Genomic DNA, 20357 nt, shown 5'->3' with positions numbered 1-20357 from the left:
CTCCCAAGATATTCCCCCCGTTTTTGACGGGGGGATTTTTTCAATCAGGTGGTCATGCCGCCATCCACCGTGAGGATCGTTCCGGTGATGTGGCGGGCGGCAGGGCTTGCAAGGAAGGCGACGGCGGCGGCCACGTCTTCCGGCGCGCCATACCGGCCAAGCGGGATCAGGGCACGTTGAAAGTCGGCAAATTCGCCGTTGGAGGGGTTCATGTCCGTGTTCGTCGAGCCCGGCTGCACCAGGTTGACGGTGATATCCCGCGGGCCGAGTTCGCGCGCAAGGCCCCGGTTGAACGAGTGGAGCGCGGATTTCGTCATAAAATACACGGTGCCGGTATCGCCGACGATGCGTTCCGCACCGGCCGAACCGATCGTGACGATACGACCGCCCGCTTGAAGATAGGGAATGGCGGCCTGCGAGGCGAGGATGGGCGAACGCACATTGACGCCCAGCAGCGCATCGATTTGCTCAGCGCTGATATTGGCGATCGTATCGTAGAGCGCGATGGCAGCATTGTTGACGAGGATGTCGAGACCACCCAGCGCTTCGGCCGCCTCCTGTACGGAACGCTTTACCGCGGCGGGATCGGCACTGTCCGCCTGTATGGCCCGCCCTTTGCGGCCCTTCTCCTCGATTTCGCGCACGACCTCCGCGGCGCGATCGGCGGCGCGTTCATAGGTGATCGCTACATCCGCCCCTTTTTCAGCCAGCGCCAATGCGATCGCGGCACCGATGCCACGCGATCCGCCCGTGACGAGCGCGCGCTTTCCAGACAATTCACTCATGGATCAAACCTTTCTGTAGTGATCGACATAGAATTAGCTAGGGATGCGGGCGCAGCGCGTCAAGGTATTTATGTATCGATCAGCACAATAAATGCGGAGAGTTGTCGAAACGGCTGGGGAGGTTTATATAATGATCGATGCAGAAATCGGACCAAGCCCCTGAAGTCATTGGACCCTCGCCGTCCCGCGGGCGGGGGCGCCCACGCGCCTTCGATCGCAAGGCCGCGTTGGCGCAGGCGACCCGGCTCTTCTGGCTCAAGGGCTTCGAGGCCACGTCGATGACGGACCTGACCGAGGCGATGGGGATCGGCTCACCCAGCCTCTATGCCGCCTTCGGTTCAAAGGAAGCGCTCTATGTAGAAGCGGTGGGGTTTTATCGTGAGAGTTACGAGGCTTACGTCTGGGGCAAATTCCAGCGCGCGGAAACGGCGCGCGAAGCGATCTCGGCGTTCCTGCTGGATTCGGCCGCGGTCTTGACCGGCTGTGTCGAAGACATTCCCACCGGCTGCATGGTGGCCTTGTCGTCCGTCGGCAGCCAGGGCCATCTGGAACTTGGGGAACTCGTCCGCGCCGCCCGTGCCGTCACCTTCGAGCGTATCGAGGCGCGGTTGGAACAAGCCGTGGCGGACGGTGAAGTTCCCATCACCGCCAACATTCCGGCACTGGCGCGCTTCATCCAGACCGTCCAGTTCGGCATGTCCATTCTGGCACGCGACGGGGCTGGGCGCGCGGAGCTGGAAGCGGTTGCGCATGTGGCAATAACGGGTTTCGACGCCAGGGTGGCAGCTGCTTCTTTCTAGTCGAAGACGATGCGTGGGAAATAGAAGCTCACCACCCAGTTGGGCAGGTCGACGATCTCGCTGATCCTGAGATCGGCGCAGACCGAGCAAAGCATGTAGGCGTCGTTGGGATCGAGGCCGTGTTCAGCGGAGAGGAGATCGACCATGCGCATGACGGCCTCGCGCGCGGCCGTCATCAGGTCGGGGCCGATGCCGGTGGTCACTTCATAGCCGGCGCCGTCGAGATGGCGGGTGACCGGGCCGGGCGTGGTGAAGCGCGGCGCGGGCAGGCGGGCATCCTTGACGAGCTCGATCGTCGCCTCGACATCCATGCGGCTTTCGATCGCCGTGCCGCAGACTTCGCCGTCGCCCTGCGCGGCATGGGTGTCGCCGATGGAAAGCAGCGCACCCTCCACCTCGACCGGCAGGTAGAGCGTCACGCCGGCGGAGAGGTCGCGGATATCCAGGTTGCCGCCCACCCGGCGCGGCGGCACCACGGAGTGCAGGCCCGGTTCGGCAAGAGCAACGCCGATGGTGCCGGCGAAGGGTTTCAGCGGCACGCGCCCTTTCGGCCCGAAAGCGGCAGGCGCCAGCGTGCCGGAATCGTAGGACCAGACGTGGAGTGCGGGGTCCTTGAACTGGTCGGCGAGCAGGCCGAAACCGGGGATGATGGCAGTCCAGCCCGCGCCCGAGGGATGGAAGGCGCGCAGCGTGATCTTCAGGGCGTCCCCCGGTGCAGCCCCTTCCACGTAGACCGGGCCGGTGACCGGGTTGATGCGGGCGAAATCGAGCGCCGTCAGGGTTTCGAGCGTCGCATCGTTGCCGATCTGGCCGCCGGAGGAATCGAGGCATTCGAACAGGATCGTTTCGCCGGATTTCGCCACGATTGCCGGCTCAAAATCCCGGTTCCAGCCGAAATGATGCCGGGCGCGGTGGATGGTGTGGGTGCAGGTGACGCACATCGGATTTCCTTTCTGGCTTTCCGGATGCTGAGGGTCAGTCCAGCGGAAAATGGCAGGCGACCTTGCGGCCCGTCTCAATGGCGGCGAGTTGCGGCCGCTGCTCGCGGCAGATGTCCTTGGCATAGGGACAGCGGGTGGAGAACTTGCAGCCGGGCGGCGGCGAGAGCGGACTTGGAATTTCGCCGGCGAGCAGGATTCGCTCGCGTTTTCCCCGGTTGTGAGGCTGCGGAATGGCTGACAGCAGGGCGCGCGTATAGGGGTGGTGCGGCTTTGCGTAGAGCGCGTCCGTCTCGCCCGTTTCGGCAATCGAGCCGAGATACATCACCGCCACCCGCGTCGAGACATGGCGCACGACGGCGAGGTCGTGGGCGATGAAGACATAGGTGAGGTTCAGCCGTTCGCGCAGCTCGTCGAAGAGGTTCACCACCTGCGCCTGCACCGAAACGTCAAGGGCAGAGACCGGTTCGTCGGCGACGATCAGCTTCGGCTCCACGGCGAGTGCGCGCGCAATGCCGATGCGCTGGCGCTGGCCGCCGGAGAATTCGTGCGGATAGCGGTCGAGATATTCCCGGCGCAGGCCGACGAGTTCCATGAGTTCCTGCAATCGCTCCTCGACCGCGGCGCCTTCGCGGATGCGATGGACGTGCAGCACCTCGGAGAGCATGTCACGGATGCGCCGGCGCGGATTGAGCGAGGCCGATGGGTCCTGGAAGATCATCTGCATCTTGCGCCGCACCGGCTTCAGGGCGGCCGCGTCTGCCTTGGCGATGTCCTGTCCGTCGAAGGTGAGGTCGCCGGCCGTGATGTCGTAGAGCCGGGTGAGGCAGCGGCCGAGCGTGGACTTGCCGCTGCCGGATTCGCCGACGAGGCCGAGTGTCTCGGTCGGATAGACGTCGAGATCGATGGCATCGACCGCATGCAGCACGCGGCCCGAGCCGGGACGGATGGTCTTGCCGACGACGAAGTTCTTGGTGAGATTGCGCGCCGTGAGCAGCGGCTTTGGGACCGGCATTTCGGCGTTCATGCGAGTTCCTCCTGCGGAAGGGCGGCGCGCCGGAGCGCAGGCCGTTCGGCGTCGTCGATGACGCAGAGCGCTGCCTGTCCGCCCACCTTCTGCAATGGCGGTCGCTCGGCGCAGATGGGTCGGGCGAAGGCGCAGCGCGGTGCAAAGCCGCAGCCGTCCGGAACGGTTTCCGGCGTCGGCGGCATGCCGGGGATCGAGCGCAGCTTGGTGAGCCGCGGCCCGGTGAGCGGCGGAATGGAGGCCATGAGGCCCCAGGTATAGGGGTGGAGCGGCGCCGAGAAGATTTCTTCGGTGCGCCCGCGCTCTACGATGCGCCCGGCATACATCACCGCCACCTGTTCGGCGACTTCGGCCACGACGCCCATGTCGTGAGTGATGAGGATGATGGCGGAACCGAAATCCTTGCGCAGGCGCAGAAGCAGGTCGATCACCTGAGCCTGGACGGTTACGTCCAGCGCCGTGGTCGGCTCGTCGGCGACGAGGAGGACGGGATTGCAGGAGAGCGCCATGGCGATGACGGCGCGCTGGCGCATACCACCGGACAATTGATGCGGATAGCGGTCGACCGCTTCGCCGGGATTGGACAGGCCGACCTCGCCGAGCAGTTCGATGGCGCGGCGGTGGGCGGCGCGGGCCGATATGTTTTCGTGGGCACGGATCTGCTCGGCGATCTGCCAGCCGATCGTATAGACCGGCGTCAGCGCCGTCATCGGATCCTGCGAGATCAGGCCGATTTCCCTGCCGCGGATCGCCCGCATCTGGCTCGCCGGCAGGTCGAGGATCGGCTTGCCACGGAAGGAGACGGAGCCTTCCACGCGGGTGGCCTTCCGGTCGTGCAGGCCGAGAAGAGACAGCAGCGTCACCGACTTGCCGGAGCCGGATTCACCGACGATGGAGAGGATCTCGCCCTCGTGGACACGGAACGACACGTCGCGCACGGCCTGCACCAGGCCGCGATCGCTGGCAAAGGAGACCGACAGCCCGGCGACGTCTAGAAGAATTGGTTTGTCCTGCTGCACCATGCGTCAGTTTCCCCTGACCCGCGGGTCGATCAGCACATAGACCACGTCGACTAGCGCATTGGCGACGACGACGAAGAAGGAGGCGTACATCACGGTGCCGAGGATCATCGGCAGGTCGAGATTGAGCAGCGCCTGGTAGGTGAGGCGGCCGACGCCGTTGAGGCCGAAGACGACCTCCGTCAGTAAGGCCGCGCCGCCGACCAGCACGCCGAAATCCAACCCGAACATGGTGACGAAGGGAATGAGCGAAGTGCGCAGCGCGTGGCGCACCATGACGCGCGCCGGGGACAGGCCCTTGGCGCGGGCGGTGCGGATGAAGTCTTCCTGATAGGCCTCGACGAGGTTGGCGCGGAGCACGCGCCCGTAAATGCCGATATAGAGGGCCGCCAGCGTGAACCATGGGATGACCAGCGTCTTGAACCAGCCGACAGGGTCTTCCATCAGCGGCTTGTAGCCGAGCGCCGGCACCCAGGAGAACATCCAGGTGTCGTGGAACCGGCTCTGGCTGATCAGGTTCATCACCTCGCCGAGCCAGTAGACCGGCATGGACACGCCGATCAGCGCGAGTGCCATCAGGCCGCGATCAATCAATGTGTCGCGCGTCAGCGCCGCGATCACGCCGACGAAGATGCCGCCGACGATCCAGAGAATGGCGGCCCCCGCAACCAGCGAGATCGTGACGGGCGCGGCGGCGACGACCGCCGGCACGATGCGATAGCCGCGGTTGACGAAGGAGGTGAGGTCCTGCGTCACGAAGAGCCGCTTCATCATGACGACGTATTGAACGGGCAGCGGCCGGTCGAAGCCGAATTCCTTGCGGATGGCCTCGACGGTCTCCTGCGAGGCATTGCGGCCGGCAAGGCGGGCGGCGGGGTCGGAGCCGGGGGTGGCGAAGAAGATGAGGAAGACGAGCGCCGAGATGCCGAACATCACGAAGAGCATCTGGCCAAGGCGCTGCAGGATGGCGAAAAACATGAAAAGCCTCCTCAGACCAGTTTCGTGCGCGGATCGAGCGCGTCACGCAGGCTGTCGCCCAAGACGTTGAGAGACAGCACCGTCAGGACGATGGCGATGCCGGGCGCCAGCGCCACGACGGGCCGCGTGTAGAGGAGCGTCTGGCCGTCCTGGATGATGGTGCCCCAGCTCGCATCCGGTGCCTGCACGCCGATCGACAGGAAGGAGAGCGAGGATTCCGTGATGATGTTGAGACCCATCATCAGCGGCACGAAGACGATGAGCATGGTCGAGACATTGGGCAGGATATCGTGCAGCAGGATGCGCCAGGCCGGAATGCCGAGCCCGCGCGCCGCCAGCACGAATTCGCTCTGTTTCAACGACAGCACGCGCCCGCGCAAAGGGCGCGCGACATAGGGCACGTAGATGATGCCGATGATGAAGATCGGCAGCAGCAGGCTATCCGAGCCGATCTCTATCGGCCCGATGACGATACCCTGCGAAATGAGCACGATGGAGAGCGAGATCGCCAGCAGGTAGACCGGAAACGCCCAGAGAATATCGAGGATGCGCGACAGGATCTTGTCCACCCAGCCGCCGAAGAAGCCGGCGGAAATGCCGACCAAGGCGGCAAGACAGAGACAGATGACGGTGGCGGAGGCGGCGATCAGCAGCGAGTTGCGCCCGCCATAGAGCAGGCGGGCGGCGACATCGCGGCCCTGCGTGTCGGCGCCCAGCAGATATTGCGGCCCCCAGGTCGGCCCGATCGGCGTGACGCCGAGACCAAGCCCCTCGGTCGAGGCCTGCATCACCTTCACGCGCTTGCCGTCGACCATGATGCGCGCGCTGAGATTGGAGCGGAACGGATCGGTACCGGAGACGTAGCGGGCATAGAGCGGTGCCGCCAACGTCGACAGGATGATCAGCACGAAGACCGCGGCTGCGAGCAGCGTCGCGCGGTCGCGCTTCAGGATATGCCAGGCGCGTCGCCATGGACCCGACGATGGGCGGGAGGAGACGGCTGGCGCATGGACGCGTATGGCCTCTGTGATATCGGTCATCTGTTTCCTGATCGGCTGAATGCGGCGTGCGGGCGGCAAAGGGCCTTGCCGCCCGCTGAGGCATTTTCAGGTGAGCCTCACTTCACCCAGGACTGCGAGGTGATCCAGCGGTTCTGCTTGTTGAACAGATAGTTGCCGAGCCGTGCCGAGGTGAAGTTCACGCTTTTCGGCGTGAAGAGCGGTGCGATCGGCGACTGTTCCATGAAGCCCTTATCGACTTCCGCCCATTTGGCATTCGCCGCATCGGCATCCGTCAGAGCGAGGGTCATCGCTTCCTTCATCTTGGCATCGAGATCCTTGTTGCAATAGCCCGAAATGTTGATCGAGGCGTCGCTGCCCGGCGTAAACGATGCGCAGGAGAGCAGCACGTTGAGGAAGTTCGATGCTGCCGGATAGTCCATGTACCATTGCGAGATGCTGATCTGGACGTTGTTGCTGGTGTTCTGGATATAGGTGAACTGGATGTTCGGCGAGACGGCCTTCATCGAGGCGTCATAGCCGAGCTCCGACAGCACGCTCTGGATATAGGTGCCGACGCCGCGCGAGGTGGCGTTGTCCTCGGCGATCACCGTGACCTTCTGGCCCTTCGTGCCGGATTCCTCGACGAGCTGCTTGGCCTTCTCCATGTCGGCGCCGATCCATTCCGGGCTCGCCTCCGTGGTGTAGAGGCAATCATCCACATGGCCGGGGAAGTCCGGCGGCAGGATCTGGCAGGTCGGTTGCGCAAGAACCTCGCCGCCGAACAGGCCGACGAGCGCGTCGCGGTCGAGCGCGTAGTTCACCGCCTGGCGCACCTTGATGTTGTCGAAGGGCGCGAGGTTGGTGTTCATCGGCGCGTACCAGAAGGCGGCCAGCGGGTCGATATGGATCTGGCTTGCATATTTCGCGCCGATTTCCGGCAGGCGGTCGGAGGGCGGCGTGTCGTACATCCAGTCGATCTGGCCGTTGATGATCGCGTTGATCATCGCCTCTTCGGTCAGGCCGAACTTGTAGATGATCTCGTCGGCATAACCGTCCGGCTGGGCATCCGCGCTCCATTCCTTGAAGTGCGGATTGCGCTTCATGACGAGCTGTTCGGTGGGATTGTAGCTCTCGAAATAATAGGCGCCCGTGCCGGCGATCGGCGTGGTGCCGGCGTCGGCCAGCGGCGCATCGGCCGGCAGGATGGAGGCGTGTGGAACGGCAAGCTTGGAGAAGATTTCCGAATCCGGCGCCGTGAGGTTGATCGTCACCGTGCCGGCGGCATCGTCGCCCACGACCCCGCCTTCGAGCGTGCAGGTCGCGGCATCCGCGATGCATTTGTCGGAGCCGACGATGCCGTTGTAGAAGCTGCCGGTGGTCGGGCCCTTGACCTTGAAGATGCGCTGGAACGAGGCGACGACGTCGGACGGCGTCACGTCCTTGCCGTTCGAAAACTTGATGCCCTTGCGGATCTTGAAGACATAGGTCTTGCCGTCATTGGTCGGCTGGGGGATTTCCTCGGCGATCGCAGGCACGATCTCGAAGCCATCGGTGCCACCGGCCTGCTTGAACTTGACGAGGCCGTCATAGGTCATCTGGTAGATCTGCCAAAACTGGGCGGTGTAGTTGATCATCGGATCGATCGTGCCGGCGGCCGAGACGGCCGCGAGCGTCATCGTGCCGCCGCGGTGCTTGGCCATCAGGTCGGCGCGCTCATCGGCGAGAGCGGTGCTGGAGAGCGCGGTCTGCGCAAGCAGGATGCCGGCGGCGAGAAGACCGGCGCGGCGGATGGAAGGTTTCAGATATATCGTCATGATACGGTTTCCCTCTGGTTTTCTGGTGGTCGGTGATCGCGCCCTTGGGGCGCGCGGTTTCTTCTTCTGGAATGGTCAGGGTGCCTTTTCGTCGAGGAAGCCGGCGACTTCGGCCATGCAGGCCTCGCGCTCCTCGACATGCGGCATGTGGCTCGACTGTTCGAAGATGCGCCAGCGCACGTCCGGAATCTCGTCCGCATAGGGCTGCACGCAGGCTTTCGTCGCCTCGTCGAAATGGCCGGAGATCAGCAGAGTCGGGGCTTCGATGGTCGAAAGCCGGCCGACGATCGACCAATCCTTCATCGTGCCGATGACGTGGAACTCGTTCGGGCCGTTCATCGTGTGGTAGACGGTCGGGTCGTCGGCAATGGCATCGAAGGTGCGCTTGACCTCCGGCGGCATGGGCACGACGCGGCAGACATGGCGCTGGTTGAAGACCTCCGTCGCCTCCATATATTCCGCGCTGTCGGTGGTTTCGGCCTGTTCGTGGCGCAGCAGCGTCGCTTGAACCTCCGGCGGCAAAGCCTCGCGCAGGCGGTTGGCTTCCGATACCCAGGTGGACATGGCAGCCGGCGAATTGGCGATGACCAGCGCCTTCAGGCCCGCGGGGCGCTCCTGGGCGAACTCCGCCCCAAGCATGCCGCCCCAGGACTGGCCGAGCAGGCAATAGGCGTCGCGGATGCCGAGATGGTCGATCAGGTTGTGCAGTTCGGTCCGGAAGAAATCGACTGTCCAGAAGTCCCCGCCCTTTTCCGGCAGGTGGGTCGACTTGCCGTTGCCCACCTGGTCGTAGTGGATGACGGCGCGGCCGGTCGCGGCTATGTCCTTGAAACTGTCGACATAGTCATGCGTGCAGCCCGGTCCGCCATGGGCGACGATGAGCGGCGGCTTGCCGGAGGCGAGATCCCCCGTGATGCGGTACCAGGTTTTGTAGTCCCCGTAGGGGGCATAGCCTTCAGTGATCGACACGCGTCATGCTCCTTCTCCATTGTCCTTCAGGCGCCGCTTTTCGTGCGCCGGTCGTCGCGGCAGATGGCGTCCGCCGTCTCCTCGATGGTCATGCCCCAGTCCATGGCGATCTTGCGCAGGCGCTTCCACGCGCCGGCCTCGTCGAGCCGCTCCTGCTGGATGAGCCGCAGGATCGCCCGTACGACGATGGGCCGCTGGCGCAGCCTGTCTTCGAGCGCACGTATATCCTCCGCCTGGCTGCGCGCGACCTGATAGGCGTGCGTGGCGATCAGCAGCGCGCTATAGGCGCCGGTGGAGCCGATCGGCTTGAGCAGATGCGCGTTGGAGCCCTGCGCCAGAGCCCATTCGATGCGGCCGGGCGCCTCGGAGCCGATGAGCGCGATCATCGGCATGGGCGCAAATCCGGGTGGCCAGGGAAACTGGCCGTCATGGCCCATATCCGCATCGAAGAAGACGATATCGCTTGCCACATCCGCCTCGTCGATCTGCGGCCAGACGACGGTGACCCGGATATGCAGCATTTCGAGCTGCCGCTTCAGGGCATCCACGGAAGGGTGCTCCCGGTGCAGGATGACGGCGCGCCAGGTCGCCAGGGAAGGGCGGTCGGCGCGGCTCATTTGATCACCTTCAGCATGGTGTCGGTCGCAGGTCCGTCGGCGGCGAGCGGCTGGCCAAGCGAATGCACCAGATAGGGATCGGCCTCGACCGGGCTTGCAGCGCTGTGGAAGATCTCGAATTCGCCATCCGCATTCGAGATCGCCAGGTGCGGGCGCAGTGCCGCATGGTGGGTGCGCGGATTGATGGCGATGGGGCCGAGCGGCGTATCGAAGAGCCGGGAGGTGACGACGCGGCGGATCGCGTCCGGCGCATCGGTCGCCGCATCCTGCATGGCCTGGGCGAGGATCGACACGCTCATATAGGCGGCCACGAAAGGCGTCGTCAGCCGGTGGTCGCTGCCGTGGCGAAGTGCCATGCGCGCTTTGAAATCGCGATTTTCGGCGGTATCCAGCCGGTTGAAATAGGGTGAAGCGGAAATGTGCCCGGCAGAGGCCGAAGGTGTGAGGCCGCCGAGCTCGATCTCACAAAGGTTGCAGGCGACGATCGGCGGGGCGGAGGGATCTCCGCCGCGCAGCACGTCATAGGCGGCCAGGAAGGCTGTGGCCGATTCCCCGACGAGGTTGCTCAGGATGAAGTCGGGCTTTTTCTGCGCGATTTCCGCAATCAGGTGATCGACCTCGACGGAGCCGAGCGGGACGAAGCGCTCCGACACCACCTGCCCACCGACCGCCTCGGTCATCTCGCGCGCAATGCGGCTGATTTCCCAGCCCCAGATGTAGTTCGAGCCGACAATGAAGGGGCGGCGCCCATAACGCGGAAGAACGTGGTCGAACAGCGGCAGCAGGTGCTGGTTGGGACAGGCGCCGAGATAGATGGCGCTGTCACTCGCCTCGTAGCCTTCATAGGGAAAAGCATACCAGAGAAGCGCGCCATGACGCTCGATCGCCGGCAGCACGTCCTTGCGACTCCATGAGGTAATCGTGCCGATGACATGGCGACAGCCGTGCTGGCGGATCGCCGCCTCGGACAGGAGTGCGTAGCGTTCCGCCCGTCCGGCAGGGTCGTCGATCTTCGGCTCGATGCGGAAGGAGAAGCCGGCATCCGCATTGATCTCGGATATCGCCGCAAACGCGCCGGCGACGGCTTGCCGGCCGACGTCCGCATAGGCCCCGGTCGTCGAATAGAGGATGGAAACCGGCACCGTCTCGCGCTTCATCGCGACTGCCCCCGCGACACTGGCTGCCCGCACCGCTTCGCGTTCATCGGCATTTCCCATGGCTGCATCGCCCGGTTCCCGTCCACGCTTCAACCTCGATCCATGAGGTCGGCCGAGTGCCGAAACAAAAAAACCCCGCACCGCAGGTCATGCGGTATCGGGGCTCATTTGCCGTGGCAGCGTCTGCCGTTTTCGAAGAAAAAGCTAGAATACGGCTGCTTTGTAGTCAATTGTTTTCTTTGCATAAATAAAAGGCTGATTGCATCTCTTGCGAGCGCTGTTTTGCCTCGATATCGACCTGTCGCGATGCGCGCGCGAGGCCAGCCGCCGGATCAGCCCATCTTCTCGACAATCGGCGGGATCTGCACCACGGTGAGTTCCGTGTCACCGGAATCGATGATGCCGAAGACGGCTTCCAGCATTTTCGGCACGTCCTGGCGCACCATCTCGATGTGGTCGCCGAGCATGGCGACGAAGGGGTCCCAGTCGAAGCAGCCGAGTTGCGGCACGCGGTCGGCATAGTGGCCGGAGCGGCGGATCCAGCGCATCACGCCTTCCAGCGAAATGGTAGAGTTGACGAACATGCCGCGCGGCAGCGGGCTCATGCGTTCGGCAAGCTGCCGCATGGCGCTTTCCGCCTTTTCTGGCGCGTAGCCGACGGTTTGCACGAGCGTGTCGTCGACGGCGACGCCGGCCTCCGCATGGGCGTCGCGAAAACCGCGCACGCGCTCCATCGTGTTGTGGTCCGTGCCGCGACCGCCGACGAAGAGGAGAGGGGTCTTCTCGCCATATTCCTTCTCGCAATTGGCAAGCACCCTGCGCGTCAGCTCCAGCGCGCCGCCGTAATTGTCGGAGATGACGGAGGGCGCGCGGGCGCCGGGAAGGTCGAGGTTGATGGTGCGCACGCCGGCGGCAGCGCACAGTTCCATGACGCGGTCCGGGTCGGTGGCGCCGGTCGCGATCAGGCAATCGACCTGATAGGACAGCATGGCGCGCGCGGCCTCCAGCTCCAGCGCCGGGTCGCGCATCGTGCAGGTGATGATCGGAAACAGGCCGCGTTCGCGCGCCAGCGCCTCGAACTGTTCGACGATCGAGCCGAAATAGCGGTTGTCGTATTTGGGCACGATCATGCCGATGATTTTCGACCGGTCCCGGCGCAGCACGCTCGCCTGCATGTTGAGTGCGTAGCCCTGCTCCTCGGCGAGCTTGGTGATCTTTTCGGCGAGCTTCGCGCTGATGCGACGCTTCTTCCAGTTGCCGTTCAGAACGGCGCTCACGGCGCTGGCCGAGGTGCCCGCCAGCTCCGCCAGATCATAGATGGTCGTCCTTTTCGTCTGCGTTGTTCGGTTCACATTTCATCTCCGTTTCGAGAGCCACCTTGACACCAATGGCGATTGGTGGCAATTCTTGCTTCATCGATTGAGCAAGCATGCTCCATCGATGAAGTTGCCTGAACAGCAAGGCTGACCCAAGGGAGGAGTCAGACGGAGCATCGACGAACCGGACGTTGCGGAATCCCCGCAGCGAACGATGATCTGCGCGCTTTGGTGCGCGGAAAGCGTCGGTCCTGTCGCCCTTGTCGGCTTGAGGACGCCGGCGAACGTGAACTTGAAAAATCAACCGTGGAGGAACCCAATGAAGACGCTTACCTATTTGCTCGCATCGACCGGTCTCGTCCTGTCGCTCGGCAGCGCCGCCCTTGCCCAGGAAGGCGCGACCGTCGCCTTCCTGATGCCCGACCAGGCCTCGACCCGCTACGAGCAGCACGACTATCCCGGCTTCAAGGCCGAGATGGAAAAGCTGTGCCCGAGCTGCACCGTGATCTACCAGAATGCCAATGCCGACGTCGCACTCCAGCAGCAGCAGTTCAACTCGGTGATCGCACAGGGCGCCAAGGTCGTCGTGCTCGACCCGGTCGATTCCGCCGCTGCCGCAGCGCTCGTCGAGATCGCCCAGTCGCAGGACGTCAAGGTCATCGCCTATGACCGCCCGATCCCCGACAAGCCGGCCGACTACTACGTCTCCTTCGACAACCAGGGCATCGGCAAGGCCATCGCGCAGTCGCTGGTCGACCACCTGAAGGCCAAGGGCGTTGCGGACGGCGCCGGCGTGCTCCAGATCAACGGCTCGCCGACCGATGCGGCCGCCGGCCTCATCCGAGACGGTATCGACTCCGCGCTCGACGCCTCGCCCTACAAGACGCTCGCCGAATTCGACACGCCGGACTGGGCGCCGCCGAAGGCACAGGAATGGGCGGCCGGCCAGATCACCCGCTTCGGCGACCAGATCGTCGGCATCGTCGCGGCGAACGACGGCACGGGCGGCGGCGCGATCGCGGCGCTGAAGGCGGCCGGCGTCAAGGAAATGCCGCCGGTCACCGGCAATGACGCGACGATCGCAGCACTCCAGCTCATCATCTCGGGCGACCAGTACAACACGATCTCCAAGCCCTCCGAAATCGTCGCGGCGGCTGCGGCTGGCGTTGCGGTGAAGCTGCTCAAGGGCGAAACCCCGGAAGCGACCCACAAGCTCTACGAAACGCCCTCGCAGCTTTTCGTGCCGGCGGTCGTGACGGCGGAGAATATCAAGGCCGAAATCTTCGACAAGGGCATCAACAAGCCGGAAGAAGTCTGCACCGGCGAATATGTTGAAGGTTGCCGCAAACTCGGCATCATCAACTAACCTGCCCATTCCCGTGTCCGGCCGCTTGACTCGGCCGGACACGGGATCAGTCGAGGTCAGCCCTAGAGGTTCCAGAGGCCATGACAGCCACGCTTCAAAACATTCCCGCCAAGGGAGAATCCGTGCTGCGCCTTAGCGGCATATCCAAGAATTTCGGCGCCGTATCCGCCTTGACGGATATCGATCTCGACGTGAAGGCCGGCGAAGTCGTCGCCCTCGTCGGCGACAACGGTGCCGGCAAGTCGACGCTGGTCAAGGTGCTCGCCGGCGTGCACCAGGCATCCTCCGGCACGATCGAGTTCTGCGGCGAGCAGGTGACGCTCGACAGCCCCGCCAAGGCGCTGGACCTCGGCATCGCCACGGTGTTCCAGGACCTGGCACTCTGCGAAAACCTCGACGTCGTGGCGAACCTGTTTCTCGGCCACGAAATGTCGCCCTGGGCGCTCGACGAAGTCGCCATGGAAGTTCGGGCCTGGACGCTGCTGCGCGAGCTTGCCGCGCGCATTCCCTCTGTTCGCGAGCCGATCGCCTCGCTCTCCGGCGGCCAGCGGCAGACGGTCGCCATCGCGCGCTCGCTGCTGCTCAATCCGCGGCTCATCATGCTGGACGAACCGACGGCAGCGCTCGGCGTTGCGCAGACGGCGGAGGTGCTGAACCTCATCGAGCGGGTGCGCGACCGCGGCCTCGGCGTCATCATCATCAGCCACAACATGGAAGACGTGCGCGCCGTCGCCGACCGCATCGTCGTGCTCCGGCTGGGGCGCAACAACGGCATCTTCACGCCGGATTCATCGAGCCAGGAGCTCGTCTCCGCCATCACGGGCGCCACGGACAATTCCGTCTCGCGCCGCGCCGACCGCAAGTCCGGTCACGTCCAGGAAAGCACCGGGGGAACCGCATGAGCCAGAACCCTTCCAACAAATCCATGCCGACACTCGACCGCAGCGACGAGCGCGTGCGCCACGACGACAGCCTATCCGCCATGGCAAAAGGTTTCATCGACCGCGTGCGCTCCGGCGACCTCGGCATGCTGCCGGTCGCCGTCGGCCTCGTCGTCATCTCCATCGTCTTTTCGGCGCTGAACCCGATCTTCCTGGCGCCGAACAACCTGGTGAACCTGCTGTTCGACTGCGCCACGGTCGGCGTCATCTCGCTCGGCATCGTCTGCGTGCTGGTGCTCGGCGAAATCGACCTCTCCGTCGGCTCCATGAGCGGGCTCGCCTCGGCCCTGGTCGGCGTCATCTGGGTCAATATGGGCTGGCCGGTCGCGGGCGCGATCATCGTCGCGCTTGTGGTTGGTGCTGGCGTCGGCATGCTTTACGCCATGCTCTATAACCGCCTCGGCATGCCGAGCTTCGTCGCGACGCTTGCCGGCCTGCTGGCACTTCTCGGGCTGCAGCTCTACCTCCTCGGCCCGACCGGCTCGATCAACCTGCCCTATGCCTCGCCGCTCGTGCGCTTTGGCCAGATCCTGATCATGCCGGACTGGCTTTCCTATACGCTGGCGCTCGTGCCGGGCCTCGTCATGATCGGCCGGGGACTGCGCACGCGCACCCAGCGTCTTGCCGCGAACCTTTCCGCCCAGCCGATGCGGGCGCTGATCCTGAAGGCCGTCGTGCTGACGGTGGTGCTGGAAGCTGCCGTCTTCTACCTCAATCTCGGCCGCGGCATTCCGTGGATGTTCGCGCTGTTCATCGCGCTTGCCGTAATCCTCAACTATGCGCTGACGCGCACCAAATGGGGCCGCTCGATGTTCGCCGTCGGCGGCAACAAGGAGGCGGCGCGCCGCTCCGGCATCAACGTCCGCCGCATCTATATGAGCGCCTTCATGCTCTGCTCGACGCTCGCGGCGCTCGGCGGCATCCTCTCGGCCTCGCGGCTTGCCTCGTCCAGCCAGCAGGCCGGCACGGGCGACGTCAACCTCAACGCGATCGCCGCGGCGGTCATCGGTGGCACCAGCCTGTTCGGCGGTCGCGGCAGCGCCTATTCGGCGCTCCTCGGCATCATCGTCATCCAGGCGATCTCGAACGGGCTGACGCTGCTCAACCTCTCGTCCTCTCTGCGCTATATGATCACCGGCGGCGTTCTCGCCATTGCGGTTATCGTCGATTCGCTTGCCCGTCGCTCCCGTGTCAGCCACGGTCGCGCCTAACGCATATTGAATGGAGTTATAGACCATGGCTGACCTCATGAAGGGCAAGATTGCCGCCATCACGGGTGCCGCATCCGGCATCGGCCTCGAATGCGCCAGGACCTTGCTTGCCGAAGGCGCGAAGGTGGTGCTCGTCGATCGGGCGCAGGACAAGCTGGAACAGCTCTGCAAGGAGCTGGGTCCCAATGCCCTGCCGCTCGTCGTGGACCTGCTGAAGCCGGCCGAGGTGTCCGGCATGCTGCCGCGTATCCTGGAGATTGCCGGCGGGCTCGACGTCTTCCACGCCAATGCCGGTGCCTATATCGGCGGCCCGGTGGCGGAGGGCGATCCGGACGCCTGGGACCGCATGCTGAACCTCAACATCAATGCCGCTTTCCGCTCCGTCCATGCGGTGCTGCCCTATATGATCGAGCAGAAGACGGGCGACATCCTGTTCACCAGCTCGATCGCCGGTGTCGTGCCCGTCATCTGGGAGCCGATCTACACGGCCTCCAAGTTCGCCGTGCAGGCCTTCGTGCACTCGACCCGCCGCCAGGTTTCGCAGCATGGCGTGCGCGTCGGCGCAGTCCTGCCGGGGCCGGTGGTGACGGCGCTGCTCGACGACTGGCCGAAGGAGAAGATGGACGAGGCGCTGGCCAATGGCAGCCTGATGCAGCCGAAGGAAGTGGCCGATGCCGTGCTCTTCATGCTGACCCGGCCGCGCAATGTCACGATCCGCGATCTGGTCATCCTGCCCAACAGCGTCGATCTCTAAGCGAGCGGCGGGCGGCATGAGGCCGCCCGCCAAGAAAGTTCCCGATTTCAGGCGGTAGACCCCATGAGCACCCCTTCCTCCGCACGCCCCGCGGGCGGCGAACGCTACCTGATCGGCGTCGATGTCGGCACGGGAAGCGCCAGAGCCGGCCTCTTCGATCTGACCGGCCGCATGCTGGCCTCCGGCAAGCGCGACATCTCGCTGTTTCGCGAGGCGGGCGCGGTGGTCGAGCAGTCGAGCACGGAAATCTGGGCGGCGGTCTGCGCGTCGGTGCGCGAGGCGGTCGCCAAGGCCGGTGTGGCGCCGGAACAGATCGCCGGCGTCGGCTTCGATGCGACCTGCTCGCTGGTCGTGCTCGGCGAGGATGGTGCGCCGTTGCCCGTCGGGCCATCGGAAAATCCCGAGCGCGACATCATCGTCTGGATGGACCACCGGGCCGTCGATCAGGTCGAGCGCATCAACGCGCTGGGCCACGAGGTCCTGCGCTATGTCGGCGGCCGTATCTCGCCGGAGATGGAAACGCCGAAACTGCTCTGGCTCAAGGAAAACCGTCCGCAGGTTTTCGACGCCGCCTGGCAGTTCTTCGACCTGGCGGACTTCCTCACCTGGCGCGCGACGGGCGATCTCGCCCGGTCCACTTGCACGGTCACCTGCAAGTGGACCTATCTGGCGCATGAGAAGCGTTGGGACCCGAGCTATTTCCGCGAAATCGGCCTCGGCATTCTGGCAGACGAGGATTTTGCCCGCATCGGCCAGCGCGTCGTCGAACCCGGCACGCCGCTCGGCAACGGCCTCACCGCCCGCGCGGCGGAAGAGCTCGGCCTTGCCGCCGGTACGCCGGTCGGCGCCGGCATGATCGACGCCCATGCGGGCGGGATCGGTACGGTGGGCGTCGATGGCCCGCCGGAAAACAATCTCGGCTATGTCTTCGGCACGTCCTCCTGCACCATGACCTCGACCCATGAGCCGGTCTTCGTGCCGGGCGTCTGGGGGCCTTATTTCTCCGCCATGGTGCCCGGCATGTGGCTGAACGAGGGGGGACAGTCGGCGGCCGGTGCCGCCATCGAGCAGCTTCTCTCCTTCCATCCGGCGGCTGGTGAAGCGGCCGCACTGGCAAAGACACGCAGCCTATCGCTGCCTGTTCTGCTGGCTGAACTTGCGGCTGAAAAGGCAAAAACGCTCTCCGCCGTGGTGGAACTGGCTGACGGCGTGCATGTCGTGCCGGAATTCCTCGGCAACCGTGCGCCCTTCGCCGATCCGCATGCCCGTGCGGCGATCGTCGGCCTCGGCATGGAGCGTGACCTCGACAACCTCGTCTCGCTCTACATCGCCGGCCTCTGCGGCATCGGCTACGGCCTGCGCCAGATCATCGAAACGCAGACGGCGGCCGGCGCACCGGTCGACAAGATCGTCATCAGCGGCGGTGCCGGCCAGCTCGATCTCGTGCGCCAGCTCCTCGCTGACGCCACCGGAAAACCGCTGCTGGCAACCCGCGCCGAAGAACCCGTCCTGCTCGGCGCCGCCATTCTCGGCAGCGTCGCGGGTGGCGCCTTCCCGGATGTCGGTGCGGCGATGGCTGAACTTTCAAAGACCGATCGGACCTATCACCCGGCGGACGGCGAAACAGCCGCCCGTCACGTCAAGCGATACGATGCCTTCACCCGGCTTCAGGCGTTGAGCCGCGAAATCCGCTAGGCGGCGATCGCAGCGGCCTTGCGCTCGGCATAGATTCGGGCGAGCCACGCGCAGACCATCAGCTGGATCTGGTGAAACAGCATCAGCGGCAGGACGATCGCACCGATCGGCTGGCCAGCGAAGATGACGCCTGCCATCGGCACGCCGCTCGCCAGGCTTTTCTTCGAGCCGCAGAAGACGGCGGTGATGCGGTCCTCGCGGTTGAAGCCGAAGAGTTTTGCGCCAAGGCTGGTGATGAGGAGCACGACCACGAGCAGCAGGGCGTCCAGCGCGACGAGCATGGCCAGGTCCTGTGCCTCCAGCTGGTGCCACACGCCCTCCGTCACCGCATCCGAGAAGGCGAGATAGACGACCATCAAAATGGAGCCACGGTCGAAGGGCGTGAGCAATGATTTGCGCGCGCGCACCCATTTGCCGATGAAGGGTTGCAAGAGCTGGCCGGCCACGAAGGGCAGGAAGAGCTGGAGCATGATCTTCCAGACCATGTCGAACGACACGCCGACATGGCCACCGGCGGAAAACAGCATGGCGACGAGGGCCGGCGTCAGGAAGATGCCGAGGATGTTGGAGGTCGAGGCGGCGCAGATCGCCGCCGGCACGTTGCCGCCGGCAATGGACGTGAAGGCGATCGACGACTGTACCGTCGACGGCAGCACACACAGGAAAAGCAGGCCGAGATAGAGCGGTTGCGGGATCAGCCAGGGCGACAGGACGCCGAGGCCGAGGCCGAGCAGCGGGAACACCACGAAGGTGGTCGCCAGAATGAAGATTTGCAACCGCCAGTGCAGGAAGCCGGCAATCACCACGTCGGTGGAAAGGCGCGCGCCGTGCAGGAAGAAAAGGCCGGCGATCGCGATATTGGTGGCAATGCCGAACCATGCCGCCGGCTCTCCGGAAATCGGCAGGAGGGACGCGAGGCCCACGGCGGCGATGAGAAGCAGGGTGAAGGTATCGGGGAGCAGGCTTTTCATGGGGGCGGTCCGGATCCATCAGTCTCGACAGGCTGCCGATCTTTGATATCCTGATTCACAATGCAAGGAATAACAGTTATCGAGGATCGCGATATGCTTGATATGGTGCAGTTGCGCAGCTTCGTGACGGTGGCCCAGCTCAAGAGCTTCACGCTCGCCGCCGAGCGGCTGGACCTCGGCCAGTCGACCGTCAGCCAGCATCTGCAACGGCTGGAGCGCAGCCTGCGCCGGCGGCTCGTCCATCGCGACACGCATACGGTTCGGCTCACCCCCGATGGAGAGGCCCTGCTGCCGCACGCCCGGCAGCTTCTGGCGCTGGAGCGCCAGGCCGTTGCCCAGTTCGAGGCCGATACGCCGCGCGGTGTCTTCCGGCTCGGCGTTTCGGAGGACCTGGTGAGCGGGCAGCTACCGGGATTGCTGGAGGACTTCATCGCCGATTATCCCTCGGTCGATCTCCAGCTTTCGGTTGCGCTGTCGAAGTCGCTCGCCGAAATGCAGGACCGCGGCGAGCTCGATCTCGTCATGGCCAAGCGCAGGATCGGCGACAGGCGGGGCGACGGGGTGCTGCGCGAGCCGCTCGTCTGGCTGGCGAGCGATCCCGAGGCCGTGCTTGCGAAACCCGTCCTCCCGCTAATCGTCTTCCCGCCGCCAAGCCTCACCCGGATCCTGCTGATGGAAGCGCTGGAGCGCAGCGGCACGCCGTGGCGCATCGTCTGCTCGTGTCACAGCCTTAGCGGGCTGACCGCAGCGGCGCGGGCCGGCATGGGCGTGCTCGTGCAGCCGCGCAGCCTCGCCCCGGCCGGGCTTCGCGAGATCGTCCCGCCCCACCTGCCGGTTCTGGAGGATGTCGAGTTCGCGCTCGTCACCGCGGCTTCAGCCGACCGCGCCACCGTCTCGGCCTTCTCCCACCGGGTGCGGGAGCGGTTCGTCAAAGGGTTTGTCCCGACGTCCAGCCCCGACTGACGATTTCGTCGCATCCGGCTTGACGGCGCATATCC

The 20357-nt window shown here is 64.8% G+C and carries 19 protein-coding genes; 7 read left to right on the top strand and 12 right to left on the bottom strand.

The features are described 5' to 3' along the window. Positions 1 to 44: 44 nt before the first annotated feature. Positions 45 to 785 carry an SDR family NAD(P)-dependent oxidoreductase gene (locus GB927_RS02770; protein WP_256115027.1) on the bottom strand — a complete coding sequence of 247 codons (741 nt, stop codon included), beginning with the start codon at positions 783 to 785 and terminating at the stop codon, positions 45 to 47. A 137-nt stretch (positions 786 to 922) separates the two neighbouring features. On the opposite strand from GB927_RS02770, the gene GB927_RS02765 reads away from it, so the two are divergent. Next, positions 923 to 1585, top strand: a complete 663-nt coding sequence (locus GB927_RS02765; RefSeq protein WP_256115026.1) for a TetR/AcrR family transcriptional regulator — start codon at positions 923 to 925, stop codon at positions 1583 to 1585. Here GB927_RS02765 and GB927_RS02760 read toward each other — a convergent pair. The 10 genes from GB927_RS02760 to GB927_RS02715 all read right to left on the bottom strand — a co-directional run bounded on the left by GB927_RS02760 (position 1582) and on the right by GB927_RS02715 (position 12457). Further along, positions 1582 to 2526: an acetamidase/formamidase family protein gene (locus GB927_RS02760; protein WP_256115025.1), complete on the bottom strand. Its 945-nt coding sequence runs from the start codon at positions 2524 to 2526 to the stop codon at positions 1582 to 1584. The genes GB927_RS02765 and GB927_RS02760 overlap by 4 nt on opposite strands. A gap of 34 nt (positions 2527 to 2560) precedes the next feature. Further along, entirely contained in the window at positions 2561 to 3550 is a 990-nt protein-coding gene (locus tag GB927_RS02755; protein WP_256115024.1) for an ABC transporter ATP-binding protein, read from the bottom strand. Next, positions 3547 to 4572, bottom strand: coding sequence for an ABC transporter ATP-binding protein (locus tag GB927_RS02750; RefSeq protein WP_256115023.1), 1026 nt, complete (start codon positions 4570 to 4572; stop codon positions 3547 to 3549). Before GB927_RS02750 ends, GB927_RS02755 begins: the two co-directional genes overlap by 4 nt. A 3-nt stretch (positions 4573 to 4575) precedes the next feature. After that, positions 4576 to 5547, bottom strand: a complete 972-nt coding sequence (locus GB927_RS02745) for an ABC transporter permease (RefSeq protein WP_256115022.1) — start codon at positions 5545 to 5547, stop codon at positions 4576 to 4578. A gap of 11 nt (positions 5548 to 5558) precedes the next feature. Continuing rightward, complete coding sequence (locus GB927_RS02740) at positions 5559 to 6587, bottom strand: ABC transporter permease (RefSeq protein WP_256115021.1); 1029 nt, start codon at positions 6585 to 6587, stop codon at positions 5559 to 5561. Positions 6588 to 6664: 77 nt separating this feature from the next. Continuing rightward, on the bottom strand, positions 6665 to 8362 hold the full coding sequence (locus GB927_RS02735; RefSeq protein ID WP_256115020.1) for an ABC transporter substrate-binding protein: 1698 nt from the start codon (positions 8360 to 8362) through the stop codon (positions 6665 to 6667). A gap of 75 nt (positions 8363 to 8437) precedes the next feature. Continuing rightward, the gene (locus tag GB927_RS02730; protein ID WP_256115019.1) at positions 8438 to 9331 is read right to left on the bottom strand and encodes a proline iminopeptidase-family hydrolase; all 894 of its coding nucleotides are present in this window, start codon (positions 9329 to 9331) and stop codon (positions 8438 to 8440) included. A 26-nt stretch (positions 9332 to 9357) separates the two neighbouring features. After that, positions 9358 to 9948, bottom strand: coding sequence for an ANTAR domain-containing response regulator (locus GB927_RS02725; RefSeq protein ID WP_256115017.1), 591 nt, complete (start codon positions 9946 to 9948; stop codon positions 9358 to 9360). Continuing rightward, positions 9945 to 11165 (bottom strand): transporter substrate-binding domain-containing protein, encoded by a 1221-nt coding sequence (locus GB927_RS02720; RefSeq protein ID WP_256115016.1) that lies wholly within the window; start codon positions 11163 to 11165, stop codon positions 9945 to 9947. Before GB927_RS02720 ends, GB927_RS02725 begins: the two co-directional genes overlap by 4 nt. A 272-nt stretch (positions 11166 to 11437) precedes the next feature. Then, entirely contained in the window at positions 11438 to 12457 is a 1020-nt protein-coding gene (locus GB927_RS02715; protein WP_256115014.1) for a LacI family DNA-binding transcriptional regulator, read from the bottom strand. A gap of 283 nt (positions 12458 to 12740) precedes the next feature. Here GB927_RS02715 and GB927_RS02710 point away from each other — a divergent pair, with 283 nt between their 5' ends. From GB927_RS02710 to GB927_RS02690, 5 genes are all read left to right on the top strand, one after another. Beyond that, on the top strand, positions 12741 to 13787 hold the full coding sequence (locus GB927_RS02710; protein WP_256115013.1) for an ABC transporter substrate-binding protein: 1047 nt from the start codon (positions 12741 to 12743) through the stop codon (positions 13785 to 13787). A gap of 80 nt (positions 13788 to 13867) precedes the next feature. After that, positions 13868 to 14689 carry an ATP-binding cassette domain-containing protein gene (locus GB927_RS02705; RefSeq protein ID WP_256115012.1) on the top strand — a complete coding sequence of 274 codons (822 nt, stop codon included), beginning with the start codon at positions 13868 to 13870 and terminating at the stop codon, positions 14687 to 14689. After that, positions 14686 to 15939 (top strand): sugar ABC transporter permease, encoded by a 1254-nt coding sequence (locus tag GB927_RS02700; protein ID WP_256115011.1) that lies wholly within the window; start codon positions 14686 to 14688, stop codon positions 15937 to 15939. Before GB927_RS02705 ends, GB927_RS02700 begins: the two co-directional genes overlap by 4 nt. Positions 15940 to 15964: 25 nt before the next feature. Further along, positions 15965 to 16693: an SDR family oxidoreductase gene (locus GB927_RS02695; protein ID WP_256115010.1), complete on the top strand. Its 729-nt coding sequence runs from the start codon at positions 15965 to 15967 to the stop codon at positions 16691 to 16693. Between the two features lie 63 nt (positions 16694 to 16756). Beyond that, positions 16757 to 18388, top strand: a complete 1632-nt coding sequence (locus GB927_RS02690; protein WP_256115009.1) for an FGGY-family carbohydrate kinase — start codon at positions 16757 to 16759, stop codon at positions 18386 to 18388. On the opposite strand, the gene GB927_RS02685 is transcribed toward GB927_RS02690, so the two are convergent. Further along, a complete protein-coding gene (locus tag GB927_RS02685; protein ID WP_256115008.1) occupies positions 18385 to 19359 on the bottom strand; it encodes a bile acid:sodium symporter family protein in 975 nt (324 codons plus the stop codon). The genes GB927_RS02690 and GB927_RS02685 overlap by 4 nt on opposite strands. Before the next feature lie 93 nt (positions 19360 to 19452). On the opposite strand from GB927_RS02685, the gene GB927_RS02680 reads away from it, so the two are divergent. Then, complete coding sequence (locus GB927_RS02680; RefSeq protein ID WP_256115007.1) at positions 19453 to 20322, top strand: LysR family transcriptional regulator; 870 nt, start codon at positions 19453 to 19455, stop codon at positions 20320 to 20322. Positions 20323 to 20357: the final 35 nt, after the last annotated feature.

This window comes from Shinella lacus, from assembly GCF_010994755.1.
In the GTDB taxonomy this organism is placed as follows: domain Bacteria; phylum Pseudomonadota; class Alphaproteobacteria; order Rhizobiales; family Rhizobiaceae; genus Shinella; species Shinella lacus.
This window is presented reverse-complemented; position numbering and strand designations above follow the sequence as displayed.